The sequence below is a fragment of the Polaromonas sp. P4_F9 genome, assembly GCF_056401235.1.
This window is the reverse complement of record NZ_JBFUJT010000003.1, coordinates 65131-80886: the sequence shown is the minus strand read 5'-3', so window position 1 is coordinate 80886 and position 15756 is coordinate 65131. Positions and strand designations below refer to the sequence as shown.

Genomic DNA, 15756 nt, shown 5'->3' with positions numbered 1-15756 from the left:
ATGTGAGCGAAGTCGCTCTCAATTGAATAGCATCTTGCGCATGGCATTTATGGGCCGGATGCCTATTCAATCATTGCAATGCCATCCAGACCGGTTTCGCGCGGCCCGCCCCACCGGGTTCGGAGCCATCAAGGCGTTTTGTGTTTTCCGCTTCACCGCGCAAGGGTTCTGCCAGGAGGGCTGCATTGAGCGCGCCAGCCGTATCCGGTTGTGCTTGCAAACGGCTGGTACTCGGCGATGGCTGCCACCTCGGGCACACTTTTTGCGATTAAATTTTTGCGGATAAAGGCGCGCGCCGCGTAACCCATGATGAAAGGGCTTGAAGTCCTTGCTGAAGGGTTAGCCCCTACGAAGGAGCTGTTGGGGCGGCTGTATATTCGCAGCCGAAAGACACGCAAGCGCGGCCTCTCCCCATTGGAGACCCGCCGAACCATGAAGCACAGCGGGCCAAAAGTTCGCCAGTTTTTTATTCAGGAGTGCTACAAGCATGAAGTCAAATCGAACGATGAAGGCGCTGGCAGGCGCTGTGTTGCTGGCCTGCGCTGGCCTGGTTTCTGCGGCCACGGTGCCTGCGGGCGTGAAGCTGCATGAAACGCAGGAACTGGTTCGCAACAATGGCTCTGAGCCCGAAACCCTGGACCCCGCGCTGGCGTCGGGCGTGCCGGCAAATAACGTCATCCGTGACATGTTTGAGGGGCTGACGGCAACCGATGCGAACGGCAAGGTTGTACCCGCAGTCGCGGAGAGCTGGAAGCAGACCGATGAGAAAACCTGGGTCTTCAAACTGCGCAAGAACGCCCGGTGGTCCAACGGCGATGCAGTGACCGCAGATGACTTTGTTTACGGCATGCGGCGCTTTGTGGACCCGGCGACTGCCTCGAAATATGCCGCCACCTACGGTATCTTCCTGCTCAACGCCAAGGAAATCATTGAGGGCAAGAAGCCCGGCACCGAGTTGGGCGTCAAGGCCGTGGATCCGTACACGCTGGAAATCAAGACCCCCTTTCCTGTCGGATTTTTGCCTGATGTCGTTTCCAACCTCCAGCTGGGTCCGGTCCACAAAGCGACGGTGGAAAAGTTTGGCAAAGACTGGACCAAACCTGCCAACATGGTGAGCAATGGCGCTTTCGTCCTGAAAGACTGGCAGGTCAACAGCAAGATCACGCTGGCCAAAAGCCCCACCTACTGGGATGCCAAAAATGTCCAGCTGAACAAGATGACCTACCTGTCGGTCGAAGACGGCAACGCCGATGTCAAGCTGTACGAGTCGGGCGAGAACGACTGGGTGTATCAGCTCCCCCCGGGTACCTTTGACAAGTACAAGGCACAGTACCCGAAGGAAATTCGCAACACGGACATGCTGGGTTTGCGCTATTACTCCCTCAACAATGCGGATCCGGTCCTCAAGGACATTCGCATGCGCCAGGCGCTGTCTATGGTGATTGACCGCGACATCCTGGCGCAGCGTGTGACGGCCGATGGGCAGACCCCTGCCTATGGCGTAATCGTGAAGGGCACGGCGGGTGCGGATGTCACCGCCTACGACTGGGCCAAGTGGCCCATGGCCAAACGCGTGGAGGAGGCCAAGAAGCTGATGGCGGCCGCTGGCGTTGCGCCTGGCACCAAGATCAAGTTTTCCTACAACACCAGCGACTACCACAAGAAAATGGCCATTTTTGCCGCCTCCGAGTGGAAAACCAAGCTGGGCGTAGACGTTGAACTGGAAGCGATGGAGTTCAAGGTCCTGATCAAGAAACGCACGGATAAAGACTATCAGATGGCCCGCAACGGCTGGGTTGCAGACTACAACGATGCGACCACCTTTTTGACGCTGGTGCAATGCGATTCGGATCAGAACTACCACAACAGCTGCAACCGCAAGGCCTCCGCGCTGATCGATGAAGGCAACCAGTCGCTGGACCCGGCCAAGCGCAAGACATTGCTGACCCAGGCGGCGAAGATGATCATGGACGACTACCCCATGATTCCCTTGCTGCAGTACACCGTGCCGCGACTGGTCAAGCCCTATGTAGGCGGTTATTCGACGACCAACGCCCTGGACCGCTACCGCGCCAAGGACCTGTACATCATCAAGCATTGATGTCCGGGCTGAGCTAAAGATGGGGCAGACGTCACCACGATGCCTGACCATCGGTGACCTGTTTTTTCTGACGTTTTCTGACGTTTCCTGACGCCCCATGAGTCGTTCAGGGCCAAGCTGTGGTCGGTTCTCGCTTTCGCTTTCGCTCTCACACTGACATCGACCGGAGATATTCCTCATGTGGTCTTACACCCTCAGGCGCATCCTGGCGACGATTCCGACCTTGCTGGCTGTTGTCACCGTCTGCTATCTCCTGCTCCATGCCACACCGGGTGGGCCGTTTGACGACGAACGCAAGGTGTCCGCAGCGGTTCTGGCCAATCTGCAGGCTAAATACCATCTGGACTTGCCGCTGTGGCAGCAATACCTGCACTACCTCAACAGCCTGCTGCACGGTGACCTGGGCGCCTCATTTCGCTATGCCGACTGGTCGGTTAACGAGTTGGTGGCCAAGGCGTTGCCGGTGTCCGCGGTGATCGGCGGGGGCGCCATTGTGATTGCCTTGTTTGTGGGGGTGCTGCTCGGCACCATTGCCGCCTTGCGCCAGAACAGTGTGGTCGATTACCTCGTGATGCTGCTTGGCAATGCCGGGCACGCCTTTCCCTCGTTTGTGATTGGCCCCGTGCTGATTCTGGTTTTTGCCGTCTGGCTCAAGGTCGCGCCGGCCGGGGGCTGGAACGATTTCTCGCCGCGGTTCATGGTCTTGCCGATGATGTTGCTGGTTTTCATCAACGTCGCCACCATTGGGCGCGTCATGCGCGGCAGCCTGATTGAAGTGCTGCACAGCAACTTCATCCGCACGGCGCGTGCCAAGGGCCTGCCCACGCGCACCATTATCCTGCGCCACGCCTTCAAGCCCGCGCTGTTGCCGGTGGTCTCCATCATCGGGCCCCTGGCTATTTCATCGATCACCTCGGCCATCGTGACCGAGTCGGTGTTTTCGCTGCCGGGACTGGGGAAACTGATTGTGAACGGCGCCGCCAATCGCGACTACACCCTGGTGCTGGGCCTGGTGGTGCTGGTGACGGTGATTGCCGTGACGTTCAATCTGCTGGTCGATCTGGCTTATGCCCTGCTTGACCCGAAGATCAGGTACTGACCGTATTAACTGCGTTGATTGGAAGCCAGCATGTTATTCAGGAACAAACAGGAGAAGGAGGCTTTGGTCGCGGCCCTGGATACGCTGGAAGTGGCCGACATCTCGGGGCGCAGTCCCTGGGCCGATGCGCGCGGACGTTTTCTGCGCAACAGGGCAGCGGTGTTCAGCCTGTGCCTGCTGGCCTTCATCACGCTGACCTGCATCGCCGGGCCATGGTTGCTGCCGCACGCCTTTGACGCCGCCGACTGGGATGCCATGAGCATGCCGCCCATGCTCAAGAACTGGCACTTTTTTGGCACCGACGAGTCTGGCCGGGACCTGGCTGTTCGCACTCTGGTCGGTGGCCGCGTCTCCCTCATGGTGGGCTTTCTGGCCACCTTGTCTTCCGTCACCCTGGGCATCGTCTGGGGGGCGACGTCGGGTTTCATGGGCGGCAAGGTGGATGCCTTCATGATGCGCATCGTGGACATGATGTATGCCGTGCCCTATTTGCTGATTGCCATTTTGATGGTGACCATTCTGGGGCGGGCGTTTTACCTGGTGGTGATCACCATCACGATGTTCTCCTGGATGGACATGGCCCGTGTGGTGCGCGGCCAGACCCTGTCGCTGCGCTCCAAGGAGTTTATTGAGGCTGCCCGAGCGCTGGGCGTGCCGACCCGTCGCATCATCTTTCAGCACATCGTTCCGAATCTTTTGGGCGTGGTGGTGATTTACACCACGGTCACCGTGCCGGCCGTGATCCTGACCGAGTCCGTGCTGTCCTTTCTGGGACTGGGGATTCAGGAGCCGATGACGAGCTGGGGCGTGCTGATTCACGATGGTGCGTCCGTCATGGAAGTGTCTGTGTGGATGCTGCTGTTTCCGGCCGGCCTGCTGTCCACGACCCTGTACTGTTTTAACTACATCGGGGATGGCCTGCGCGATGCGCTGGATCCCAAAGACCGCTGATTCGCATGAACACGCCATGAGCCTGATTGAAGTCAAAAACCTCGGGGTCCGGTTTCAAACCCAGGACGGGCTGATCTACGCCGTCAACGGCATCAACTTTGCGCTGGACCGGGGTCAAACCCTGGGCATCGTGGGCGAAAGCGGCTCCGGCAAAAGCCAGAGCGTGCTGGCCATGATGGGCCTGCTGGCCAGGAACGGCAAAGCCAGCGGCCAGGCCTTGTACCAGGGCCAGGATCTGCTGGCCATGAAGCCGGCCGAGCTCAACAAAATTCGCGGCAACCGCGTGGCCATGATTTTTCAGGACCCGATGACCTCGCTCAACCCTTACCTGACGGTGGAGCGGCAGATGACCGAGGTGCTGCAGTTTCACAAAGGCATGGATCGCAAGTCCGCGCGCGCCAGGTCCGTCGAACTGCTCGATGCCGTCAAGATACCCGACGCCGCGCGCCGCATCGCGATGTACCCGCATGAGTTTTCCGGGGGCATGCGCCAGCGTGTCATGATCGCCATGGCCTTGCTGTGCGAGCCCGAGGTGTTGATTGCCGACGAACCCACGACGGCGCTGGACGTCACGGTGCAGGCGCAGATCGTTGCCTTGTTGCGTGACCTGCAGCGCGACTTCGGTACCGCCATTGTCATGATCACGCACGACCTGGGCCTGGTGGCCGGCCTGTGCGACGAAGTGATGGTGCTGTACGGCGGGCGTGTGATGGAGCAGGGTGACGCCAACAGCATTTATTACCGCGCGTCCCATCCCTATACCGTGGGCCTGCTCGGCGCCATACCGCGTCTGGACGCGGAGGATGACCTGCTGGTCGCCATTCCCGGTGCGCCGCCCAACATGGCCCGGTTGCCCAGGGGCTGCCCTTTCAGCGAGCGTTGCGCACTGGCCGACGCCGAGTGCCGCGACGTGCTTCCCCCATTGCAGGCGGCCGAGAACAATCCGTCCGTGCACAGAGCCTGCCACAGATCGATTCAGGCCGTGTCCGAACTCGCGGCGAAAGGGGTGAGCCATGTCTGAGGCGGCTCCGCCGATTCTGTCGGTGCGCGATTTGAAAGTGCATTTCAAGGTCAAAATGGGCAGCGCCTGGCCCTGGTCGCCGGCCCGTACCCTGAAGGCCGTGGATGGCATTTCTTTTGACATTCATGCGGGTGAGACGCTGGGCGTGGTGGGCGAGTCGGGTTGCGGCAAGTCGACTTTGGCCCGTGCTGTGCTGAACCTGATTCCTGCCACCGCCGGCAGCATCGTCTGGATGGGTCAGGAAATGACCGGAGCCTCCAGCCAGGTCTGGTTGAGCGTGCGAAAAGACATTCAGATGATTTTTCAGGACCCGTTGGCTTCGCTGGATCCGCGCATGACCATCGCGCAAATCATTGCCGAACCCTTGCGCACGCACCACGCCGACCTGCCCGACGATCAGGTGATGAAGCGCGTCAAGGCGATGATGACCCGCGTCGGCCTGACGGCGCAGCAAATCAACCGCTACCCGCACGAGTTTTCTGGCGGCCAATGCCAGCGCATCGGCATTGCCCGGGCCCTGATCCTGGAGCCCAAACTCATCATCTGCGACGAGCCAGTGTCGGCGCTCGATGTCTCGATCCAGGCGCAGATCATCAATCTGCTGAAGGAGCTGCAAAAGTCCATGGGCCTGGCGCTGATTTTCATTGCCCACGACCTGGCCGTGGTCAAACACATCAGTGATCGTATTTTGGTGATGTACCTAGGGCACGAGATGGAACTGGCCGGGAAGAAAGCGCTGTATGCGACGCCCCGCCATCCCTACACGAGGGCGCTACTTTCAGCCATTCCGATCCCAGACCCGAAGCTGGAGCGAAAAAAGGTGATCCAGTTGCTGCAGGGCGACCTGCCTTCGCCCATGGCCCCGCCTTCGGGATGTGTGTTTCGGACCCGCTGCCCCCTGGCCATCGCACGTTGTGCGCAGGAGGTGCCGGCATTTCGCCGCCTCGATGACCAAACGGAAGCGGCCTGTTTGCTGGCCTGAAGGGTCTTGGAACCTGAAGAAGCGAAGAAGCGAAGAAGCGCCGGCGGGCGGGGCGGCGCCGCTGATCAGTCGGCGAGCGCGGCAAACCCTTGCTGCAAATCACGCAGCAGATCGGCCGGGTCTTCCAGCCCGATGTGCAGCCGGATGACCTGGCCGCGGCCCGACCAGTCGGCCACGCTGCGGGCGCGGCGCATGTCGGTCAGCGTGACCAGGCTTTCATAGCCGCCCCACGAAGCACCTATGCCGAACAGCTGCAGGCTGTCGATCAACCGCTCGGCGGCGGCCTGGTCGAATGCATGCTGCAGCTCGAAAGACAGCAGGCCGTTGGTGCCCGAGCAGTCCCGTTGCCACAAGGCGTGGCCCGGGTGTCCGGGCAGGGCCGGGCAGAACACCGTGGCTACTTCGCCGCGGGTTTGCAGCCATGCCGCCACCTGCAGGGCGCTGCTTTCATGCAGGGCCAGGCGCGCGGCCAGGCTGCGCGCACCGCGCAGCACCAGGTAGGCGTCGTCAGGGCTCACCGTCATGCCGAAGGCGTCGCTGCGCTCGGCCAGCGCCTGCCAGGCGTCCTGCGTGGTGGCTACGGTGCCCATCATCACGTCGGAATGGCCCGACAGGTATTTGGTGGCGGCCATGATGGACACGTCGGCGCCCAGCGCCAGCGGCCGGTATTGGCAGCCGGAGCCCCAGGTGTTGTCGGCCACCAGCAGCAGGCCCCTGGCGTGCGCGATGTCGGCCAGGCGCGGCAGGTCGCACATTTCATAGACGAGCGAGCCCGGGCATTCGGCGTAGATCATGCGCGTGCCGGCCTCGATTTTTTCTTCCACATCGCTGCCGTCGGCCGCAAAGAAAGTGCAGCGGATGTTGTAAGGCGTGAGGAAGGAATGCACTAGCTTGCGCGCCGGCTCGTAGACGCTGTCCGACATCAGCAGGTGGTCGCCGGGCTTGAGGTAGGACAGCAGCGTCATCGCGATGGCGGCCAGGCCGGTGGGGAAAAGCCGCGTGCGGTGAGCGCCTTCTAGTTCGCTCACCAGGTCTTCCAGCGCGAAATTCGTCGGGTTGCCGCGGGCCCCGTAGGTGAACAGGCGCTCATCGCCGCGCCGCATGCGCATCTCGCGCTGCTGCGCCGTGTTGTCAAACAGCACGGTGCTGGCGCGCACCACGGGCGGGTTGACCGGCCGGCCGCCGTCGAAGGCGGGCTGCTTGCCGGCGTGGACCAGACGGGTCAGGGGCGACGCACCGGATGGTGAGGTAGCCGGCGGCGATTTTTTATTCATGCAGGGAGCGCCTTGGTGAACGACAGATCAGGGACACATCGGGGACACGTCAGTCCAGTTTTGCGCCCGACAGCTTGACGACGCGCGACCAGCGGGCGATGTCTTCCTTGAGCTGCGCGGCAAAGGCCGCCGGCGTGTTGCCCACCACTTCGCTGCCGCCGTCGGTGATCAGCTTGCTGACTTCCGGTGACTTGAGGGAACGCACGATGCTGTCGTGCAGGTAGGCCACGCGCTCGGGCGGCGTGCCGGCCGGCGCGAAAAACCCGTACCAGTCTTCAAAGGTCGAGTTGCGGTAGCCCAACTCTTCCAGCGTCGGCACCTTGGCGAACACGCCGATGCGGCGCGGGCTGGTGACGGCCAGGGCGCGCATTTTGCCGTTCTGGATGAAGCTGGACACCGAGGCGGTGGAGGTGATCAGGATGTCCACCTGGCCGCCCAGCAGGTCGGTGATGGCCGGGGCCGCGCCCTTGTAGGGCACATGGGTCATGCTCAGGGCGCTGTCCTTTTCCAGCACCACGCCGACCAGGTGCGACAGCGTGCCGTTGCCCGGCGTGGCATAGGTGACGCGGCCGGGCTGGGTCTTGGTCTGCGTGGCCAGGTCGGCAAAGCTTTTCAGGGGCGAGTTGCTGGCCACCACCAGCACCAGCGGTGCCGCGTTGATCTGGGTGATGGGCAGGAAATTTTTCAACGGGTCAAAGCCCGGCGAGGCATACAGCGTGGGATTGACCGCCATCAGCGAGACCTGGCCCGTGAGCACCGTGTAGCCGTCGGGCTTGGCGTCGGCCACGGTCTTGGCGCCTATGTTGCCGCCGGCGCCGCCGCGGTTGTCGACCACGGCGCTCTGGCCGGTGATGTCGGACAGGCGGCTGGTCACAAAGCGTGTCGTGGCGTCATTGCCGCCGCCGGCCGGGAAGGGCGACACGAACTTGATGGCCTGGTTCGGGAAACCGCCGACCTGCGGCATGGGCTGCGCCGAGGCGGTGCCGTGCACGGCAAGCACGGCCCAGCAAAGTGAGGCGGCAGTGAATTTCAGCGTGGCAAGCATGGCGGGCTCCTGAAGAAAAGTGAATAAAAAGCAGGTGAAAAAGCGAAAGGCTAGGCGCTTGCGTGGGCAAGCCCAGGTGCGGCATCCGGCAGCCGGAAGGCCTGCAGCTCCTGCGCATCAAGCTGAGCAATCAGGTTGACTTCCCAGGCCAGGTATTGGCGTGCCGCCTCCTTGTTGCCGTCGTGCCGGTCATGCACAAAGAACAGGTAGTCGATGCAGTCGCTGTCGGCCGGAATGTGTTCAGTGGCCTGCAGCGGCAAACCGGCGGCGCGCCAGGCGGCCAGGCCGCCTGCCAGCAGGCTGACCTCCAGACCCAGCGCTTGAAGGTCGACGGCGGCGCAGGCCACCACGGCGGGCTCGTCGGCAACCAGTACCACGGGGCGGCTGTCGCCGGCCAGTGCCGCCGCCAGGCGCGGCCGGATGGCCCAGCGCGCACCGGGAATATGGCTTTGGCGAAACTGCATGCTGGGGCGCAGATCGATGGCAAGCGCCGCACCGCTTGTCAGCCCGGCGGCCAGGGCTTTGGCGCTGGTGACGGGCAACACAGGCAAGGGCGCCGGCTGCGCTTCAGGCAAGGCCAGGCCGCTGGCCAGGCCCTGGTCCAGCACGCTGGCGTCGTGGCCCAGCTGGCGCAGCCAACTGGCCACCGTCAGCGCACGGATGCCGTCCGCATCGAACAGCACCAGCCGGGCCTGGCGCACGCCCACGTACTGGTCGGTGGCCTGGATCAGTTGGCCGCCGGGTGTGTGCTGCGCGCCGGGCAAGCTGCCGCGTGCGTATTCTTCGGGGCTGCGGACATCGCACAAAAAGAGCGTGCGCTGTGCATCGCCAGCCCAGCCGCGCACGGTCTGCGCATCGACAACGGGCACGCCGAAACGCTTTGCCAGCGCCTGGGCCGCCGCGCGCATGCCGGCGGACTCGCCGGGCTGGGCCGGTTCCTCCGCTTCCTTGTAGCGGCGCGTGCCGCCGTGTTCGAGTTTCAGGTCGGCCAGGTACCAGCCCTGGGTGCCGTTTTCGAGCGCGGACACGGGATTGCGCAGGCCCAGGTTGATCAGCGTCTGCGCACCGATGATGCTGCGCGTGCGCCCGGCGCAGTTGATCACGATGTGGGTCTGCTCGCTGGGCACCAGCTCGCGGATGCGCAAGGCCAGTTCGCCATTCGGGCAGCTGATCGCCGTCGGGATGTTCATCTTGCGGAATTCCGAAAACGGCCGCCCGTCCAGCACCACGACGTCGTCCTGCCGCGCCAGCATGGCCGCCAACTCGGTCGCGCTCACCCGGGGCGTGTGGTAGACCTGCTCGGCCAGCTCGCCAAAGGTCTTGGATGGCACGTTGACGCCGGCAAACAGCGGAAAACCGGCGGCCTGCCAGCCAGCCGTGCCGCCCTGCAGCACCTGCACATCGCTGTAGCCGAGCGCGGTGAGGCGGCGCGCGGCCAGGGGCGCTGCGCCGCAGCCATCGCCGTCATACACCACCAGCCGCACGCTTTGGCGCGGCGCCAGGCGTGGCGCGTCCAGTTCCAGCCGGCTATAGGGCAGGGGAATGCCGTAAAACAAATGGGACTGGCCGTACTGGCCGTGCTCGCGCACATCAAACAGGGCGATTTCCTCGCCGTCGTGCAGCCAGGTTTTCAGCGTGGCGGCGTCTATAAAACGTGTCATGGATCGGGAGCGCGTGGAATGTGTGGAGTGCGTGGAGTGCGTGGAGTGGGAGGGCAAGGTCATCAGCGGCGGGTCTGCACGCCGATCCCCATGGTTTCGTACGTGCCCTTTTCCAGGTCGTAGCCGGTGCGTGTGTTCAGCGTTTCAAGCGCGCGGCCATACATGTGCAGGTGGCGTATCACCTGACCGGCCGGGATCTCCACCGAATGGATGTCTTCCGGCATCAGCGCGATGCCGGTGCCGGGCTCGACCACGACCGAGCTGACTTCCTTGAGCTGTGCCTTGCCCGGCACCGAGGCGTCGTCCTGGCGTTCGTACACGCGGTTGAGCTCGGTCCCTTCCACGGCGCTGATGCAGGCCCAGGTGGTGTGGTTGTGCGGCACGATGCGTTTGCCGGGGCGCATCACGTTGAGGTAGAGCGCGAAGCTCTGGTCAGCGTCTTCGGCGATCAGGTAGCGCGCCTGCAGCTCGGGGCTTTCAGGCGGCGCGAAATCTGCGGCGCTCCACAGGTCCTTGCGGCCGGCCAGCTGGTTCAGCACGGCCAGCACCCCGGCCAGGGACTGGCGCGTCGCCTCGCCGTTTCCAACAATATTTTTAATGTTTTTAATGGCGGCACCAACCACCTGGTTGCGCTCTGCTGCTGCGTTCATGGGTGTTTTCCTAGTGAAATTTCGATTTGATGGACCTAATATAGTCAAGTCATATTTCTGAAACAACTCAAAAATAGAGATAAATACATTAGTATTTGTAATATGTAAATCTTGCTGATGGCTTTGCTGATGACTTGCTGGTGACCTTGAATGAACACGCTTGACCTGGAATTGCTGAGGACCCTGGTGGCCATTGAAGAACGGAACAGCTTTGCCGGCGCCGCCATCCAGCTGGGCAAAACCCAGTCGGCGGTGACGCAGCAGATGCAGCGCCTGGAAGACCAGATCGGCCACCCGCTGTTTGAAAAGCAGGGGCGCCACAAGCGCCTGACGCCGCACGGGCAAAAGCTGCTGGATTACGCGCGCCACCTGCTGGCCATCAATGACGATGCCTTGCGCAGCCTGCAGCAGGGCAACCTGGAGGGCGTGCTGCGCATAGGCGCGCCGCACGACGTGGCCGACACCATGCTGCCGACGCTGCTGGCGCAGGTGGCGCGCGCCTCACCCCTGCTGCAGCTCGACATCCACGTGGGGCGCAGCCCCTTCCTCATGGAGTCGCTCAAGCGCGGCGAGCTCGACATGACCATCTCCAACCGCAACGACCCGGCGCTGGACGGTGTGGTGTTGCGCACTTCGCCCACGGTGTGGCTGTGTTCGGCCAGCTACGTGCATGACCGCGCCAAGCCGGTGCCGCTGATCCTGGTGGAAGGGCCCAGCGTGTTTTACCGGCTGGCGCGCGAGGCGCTGGACGCCGCCGGCATTCCGTGGTCGCCCAACTACACCGCCTCCAGCCTGATCGGCATCAAGGCCGCGCTGCGGGCGGGCCTGGGCGTGACAGCACGCGGCATCGAGATGGCCGGCGCCGACCTGCGCGTGCTGGGCGAAAACGACGGCCTGCCGCGGCTGCCCGACCTGGACTACTACCTGTTCATTCGCCGGAACGTTATCAACCCGGTCACGCGCAAGGTGTTCGACATGCTCAAGGCCAACCTGGGGTTGATCCGCAGTGCGGCGGACCCGGGCCCTTCGGCAGTGCAGCCCGTGGCGGAGGTGTGAGCGCTGCCGGCGGCGCCGGAGCGCCCGTAGGCCCAAGGTTAATGATATTTTAGGGCTCTAGCCATTGTGTGCTGGGAGACGGTTGCTATTATTTTTGTAGCAATTCAGACGTCGGCCGCAGCGTCAATGCCGCGCTCGATGCGGTCCGGGCAGTGCCGGCAACGGCGGTGGCCGGCGACCGCGCCATCGGCACTGACATCTCCGTGAATTATGCTTGCCCCTCTTCAGGAGCTGAATCATGGCCCTTTTTTCCCAGGATGCCCTCAACCCCGGCGTACGCAAACGCGAGGTGTTTGGCTGGGCCATGTACGATTTTGCGAACTCGGGCTACACCACCGTTGTGATCACGGCAGTGTTTGCCGCCTATTTCGTGGGCGGCATTGCGCAGAAGGCCGAGTGGGCCACCTTTGCCTGGACGGTGGCGCTCAGCGTGTCCTACGCGATTGTCATGCTCACCATGCCCAGCATCGGTGCCTATGCCGACCTGCGCGCAGCCAAGAAACGGCTGCTGATGCTGACGACGGTGGGTTGTGTGGTGACCACCGCAGCGCTCGCGTTTGCAGGGCCTGGCAGCGTGGCGTTCGCCATGTTGTTGATCATCCTGTCGAACACCTTCTTTTCGTATGGCGAATCGCTGACAGCCGCCTTCCTGCCGGAGCTGGCCAGGGCCGAGGCCTTGGGCAAGGTCAGTGGCTGGGGCTGGAGTTTTGGCTATTTTGGCGGCATGCTGGCGCTGGGGCTTTGCCTGGGCTACGTGATCTGGGCCCAAGGCCAGGGCATCAAGGCCGACCAGTTTGTTCCCGTCACCATGCTGATCACGGCGGTGATCTACGGCCTGGCATCGCTGGTCACGTTTCGCCTGCTCAATGAACGGGCCCAGCCCAACCCGGCTGCCTTGCGTCAGAGCGGCATGAAGGCTTCGCTTGCGCAACTGCGCCAGACTTTTCGCCAGGCCAGGCGTTACCAGGATTTCATGTGGCTGCTAGCCTGCGCGGTGTTTTACCAGGGGGGCGTGGCCGTGGCCATCGCGCTGGCTGCGATTTACGCCGAGCAGGTGATCGGCTTCCAGCCGCAGGAAACCATGGTGCTGATCTTCGTGCTCAACCTTGCAGCCGCCGGCGGCGCGTTCGCCTTTGGTTATTTCCAGGATCGCATCGGCCACAAGCTTGCGCTAGGCATCACGCTGGTGGGCTGGATCGCCACTTGCGTGATCGCTGCCGTCACAACGACCAAGGGCGGCTTCTGGTACGCAGCCGCGATCGCGGGCCTGTGCATGGGCTCGAGCCAGTCGGCCGGCCGCGCCATGGCCGGCATGTTCGCGCCCAAAAGGCAACTGGCGGAGTTCTACGGGTTATGGACCTTCGCGATCCGGCTGGCCAGCATCATCGGGCCGTTGAGCTACGGCGCCATCACCTGGATGACCGGCGGTAACCAGCGCATGGCCATTCTGTCGACGGCCGCGCTGTTTGTCGTGGGGCTGGTGCTGCTGATCCCGGTGAACATGCGGCGCGGGCGCGAAGCGGCGCTGCAGGCCAACGCGACCCCCTGTAGATCGTGAACAGGCTCTTAGAGCGAGAGCCAGCGTGCGGCGGCAGATCTTAGCTGCCCAGGCTCGCCGGTCGTCAGCAGCGTCACGCTGCCCATCCCCTCGTTCTTCAAAAGCATCCCGGCTTCCAGCAGTCGCCTTGTCTGCCGTGCGACGGGCTCACCGGTTTCGATGAGTTGGACTGTCTCGCCTAYCAGTGCCTGAAGAACGTGTTGGGCGAAAGGGTAGTGCGTGCAGCCCAGCACCAGCGTGTCGATCTGTCCGCTTTGCGTGCCGAAGGGCCCCAGGGCCTCCATGTACCGCGCGCAAAGCGTTGTGATCTGCGCCATGTCGTCGTTCTGGATGGCATCGGCCAGGCCGTCGCAGGGTTGGAATACGAACTCGGCCTGGTCTTTCAGCGAGTCGTGCAGCGTGTGGACTTTGGCGCTGGCCAGCGTGCCGCGCGTGCCGATGACGCCGACGCGCCGGGTCTTGCTCAACGCCACCGCCGGCTTCAGCGCGGGCTCGACGCCTACCAGCGGCAGCTGCGGATACTCTGCGCGCACCAGGTGAATGGCGGCAGCGGTTGCTGTGTTGCAGGCGATCACCAGGGCCTTGACGCGATCCTCCTGTACCAGGCGCCGCACCACGGTGCGCGTCCGCTCGATCACGTAGCTGTCGCCACGCTCGCCGTACGGCGCAAAGCCGGCGTCGGCAAGATAGATGAAGTCCTCGGCCGGCAACTCGGCGCGCAGCGCCCCGAGGACGCTCAGGCCGCCGACGCCGCTGTCGAAAACGCCGATGGGCCGGCCGTTCAAGCCGCGGCGACCGGGATGTTCTTGAACTCGCCGGTGGCGATTTTTTTCTGCCACTCGGCCGGGCCGGTGATGTGCGCGCTGGTGCCGCCGGCATCCACTGCCACGGTGACGGGCATGTCCACCACGTCAAACTCGTAAATCGCCTCCATGCCCAGGTCGGCAAAGCCCACCACTTCGGCATGCTTGATGGCCTTGGACACTAGGTAGGCGGCGCCGCCCACGGCCATCAGGTAAGCGCTCTGGTGTTTCTTGATGGCCTCAATCGCGACGGGGCCGCGCTCGGCCTTGCCCACCATCGAAATCAAACCGGTTTGTGCCAGCATCATTTCGGTGAAGCCGTCCATGCGGGTCGCGGTGGTCGGGCCGGCGGGGCCGACCGCTTCACCCTTGACCGGGTCCACCGGGCCGACGTAGTAAATCACGCGGTTGGTGAAATCGACCGGGAGCTTTTCGCCCTTGAGCAGCATGTCGGCGATGCGTTTGTGCGCGGCGTCGCGGCCGGTCAGCATCTTGCCGTTCAGCAGCAGGGTGTCGCCGGGTTTCCAGCTGGCGACTTCTTCCTTCGTGAGCGTGTTGAGGTTGACCTTTTTGCTCTTGTTGTAGTCCGGTGCCCAGTTCACATTGGGCCAGAGGTCCAGCGACGGCGGATCCAGGTAAACCGGGCCGCTGCCGTCGAGCACAAAATGCGCGTGGCGCGTGGCCGCGCAGTTCGGGATCATGGCGACGGGCTTGCTGGCCGCGTGCGTGGGGTACATCTTGATCTTGATGTCGAGCACGGTGGTGAGACCACCCAGGCCCTGCGCGCCAATGCCGAGCGCGTTGACCTTGTCGAACAGTTCGAGGCGCAGCTCTTCGGTTTTGGTCAGTTTGGCACCCGAAGACGACTTGGCCTGCAGCTCATACATGTCCAGGTCGTCCATCAGGCTTTCCTTGGCCATCAGCACGGCTTTTTCAGCGGTGCCGCCGATGCCGATGCCCAGCATGCCGGGCGGGCACCAGCCGGCGCCCATGGTGGGCACGGTTTTCAGCACCCAGTCGACCACCGAGTCGCCGGGGTTGAGCATGACCATCTTGCTCTTGTTTTCACTGCCGCCGCCCTTGGCTGCCACCGTGACTTCAACCGTGTTGCCGGTCACCAGCTCGGTAAAGATCACGGCGGGCGTGTTGTCCTTGGTGTTCTTGCGGTCGAACTGCGGATCGGCCACCACGGAGGCGCGCAGCGTGTTGTCGGGGTGGTTGTAGCCGCGGCGCACGCCTTCGTTGATGGCGTCGTCCACGCTGCCGGTAAAACCCTCCCAGCGCACGTCCATGCCGACCTTCAAAAACACGTTGACGATGCCGGTGTCCTGGCAGATCGGCCGCTGGCCCGTGGCGCTCATCTTGCTGTTGGTCAGGATTTGCGCAATCGCGTCCTTGGCCGCCGGGCTCTGTTCGCGCTCGTAGGCACGGGCCAGATGGGCGATGTAGTCGGTGGGGTGGTAGTAGCTGATGTACTGCAGGGCGGCGGCAACGGATTCAATCAGGTCGGCTTGTTTGATGATGGTCGTCATGGTCAGGTGCTTGGGTGGGGGAA

The 15756-nt window shown here is 63.2% G+C and carries 13 protein-coding genes; 7 read left to right on the top strand and 6 right to left on the bottom strand.

Features of this window, described 5'->3' with window-relative positions; all coding sequences use genetic code 11:
• Nucleotides 1-487 precede the first annotated feature (487 nt).
• The 5 genes from AC1DUB_RS04080 (at nt 488) to oppF (ending at nt 6154) form a co-directional block, all read left to right on the top strand.
• The gene (locus AC1DUB_RS04080; RefSeq protein WP_477728424.1) at nt 488-2101 is read left to right on the top strand and encodes a peptide ABC transporter substrate-binding protein; all 1614 of its coding nucleotides are present in this window, start codon (nt 488-490) and stop codon (nt 2099-2101) included.
• 178 nt (nt 2102-2279) lie between these two features.
• Entirely contained in the window at nt 2280-3200 is a 921-nt protein-coding gene (gene oppB, locus AC1DUB_RS04075; RefSeq protein WP_477728423.1) for an oligopeptide ABC transporter permease OppB, read from the top strand.
• A gap of 30 nt (nt 3201-3230) precedes the next feature.
• Nucleotides 3231-4151 carry an ABC transporter permease subunit gene (locus AC1DUB_RS04070; RefSeq protein ID WP_477728422.1) on the top strand — a complete coding sequence of 307 codons (921 nt, stop codon included), beginning with the start codon at nt 3231-3233 and terminating at the stop codon, nt 4149-4151.
• A 16-nt stretch (nt 4152-4167) separates the two neighbouring features.
• Nucleotides 4168-5172 carry an oligopeptide/dipeptide ABC transporter ATP-binding protein gene (locus AC1DUB_RS04065; protein WP_477728421.1) on the top strand — a complete coding sequence of 335 codons (1005 nt, stop codon included), beginning with the start codon at nt 4168-4170 and terminating at the stop codon, nt 5170-5172.
• Nucleotides 5165-6154, top strand: a complete 990-nt coding sequence (gene oppF, locus AC1DUB_RS04060) for a murein tripeptide/oligopeptide ABC transporter ATP binding protein OppF (RefSeq protein ID WP_477728420.1) — start codon at nt 5165-5167, stop codon at nt 6152-6154. The genes AC1DUB_RS04065 and oppF overlap by 8 nt, the downstream gene beginning before the upstream one ends.
• Before the next feature lie 65 nt (nt 6155-6219).
• Here the strand turns inward: oppF and metC are convergent, their stop codons facing one another.
• From metC to AC1DUB_RS04040, 4 genes are all read right to left on the bottom strand, one after another.
• The gene (metC, locus tag AC1DUB_RS04055; protein ID WP_477717051.1) at nt 6220-7428 is read right to left on the bottom strand and encodes a cystathionine beta-lyase; all 1209 of its coding nucleotides are present in this window, start codon (nt 7426-7428) and stop codon (nt 6220-6222) included.
• A gap of 49 nt (nt 7429-7477) precedes the next feature.
• A complete protein-coding gene (locus AC1DUB_RS04050; protein WP_477717050.1) occupies nt 7478-8473 on the bottom strand; it encodes a Bug family tripartite tricarboxylate transporter substrate binding protein in 996 nt (331 codons plus the stop codon).
• A 50-nt stretch (nt 8474-8523) separates the two neighbouring features.
• Nucleotides 8524-10134, bottom strand: a complete 1611-nt coding sequence (locus AC1DUB_RS04045; RefSeq protein ID WP_477728419.1) for a rhodanese-like domain-containing protein — start codon at nt 10132-10134, stop codon at nt 8524-8526.
• 62 nt (nt 10135-10196) lie between these two features.
• Nucleotides 10197-10784: a cysteine dioxygenase family protein gene (locus AC1DUB_RS04040; RefSeq protein ID WP_477717048.1), complete on the bottom strand. Its 588-nt coding sequence runs from the start codon at nt 10782-10784 to the stop codon at nt 10197-10199.
• Nucleotides 10785-10934: 150 nt separating this feature from the next.
• Between AC1DUB_RS04040 and AC1DUB_RS04035 the strand changes: the two genes are divergently transcribed.
• Together AC1DUB_RS04035 and AC1DUB_RS04030 are read left to right on the top strand one after the other, a co-directional pair.
• Nucleotides 10935-11840 carry a LysR substrate-binding domain-containing protein gene (locus AC1DUB_RS04035; RefSeq protein WP_477728418.1) on the top strand — a complete coding sequence of 302 codons (906 nt, stop codon included), beginning with the start codon at nt 10935-10937 and terminating at the stop codon, nt 11838-11840.
• A 238-nt stretch (nt 11841-12078) separates the two neighbouring features.
• Nucleotides 12079-13398, top strand: coding sequence for an MFS transporter (locus tag AC1DUB_RS04030; protein ID WP_477728417.1), 1320 nt, complete (start codon nt 12079-12081; stop codon nt 13396-13398).
• An 8-nt stretch (nt 13399-13406) separates the two neighbouring features.
• Here the strand turns inward: AC1DUB_RS04030 and murI are convergent, their stop codons facing one another.
• Both murI and AC1DUB_RS04020 read right to left on the bottom strand, forming a co-directional pair.
• Complete coding sequence (gene murI / locus AC1DUB_RS04025; protein ID WP_477728416.1) at nt 13407-14183, bottom strand: glutamate racemase; 777 nt, start codon at nt 14181-14183, stop codon at nt 13407-13409.
• Nucleotides 14180-15733 carry a fumarate hydratase gene (locus tag AC1DUB_RS04020; RefSeq protein ID WP_477728415.1) on the bottom strand — a complete coding sequence of 518 codons (1554 nt, stop codon included), beginning with the start codon at nt 15731-15733 and terminating at the stop codon, nt 14180-14182. Before AC1DUB_RS04020 ends, murI begins: the two co-directional genes overlap by 4 nt.
• Between the last annotated feature and the right edge of the window lie 23 nt (nt 15734-15756).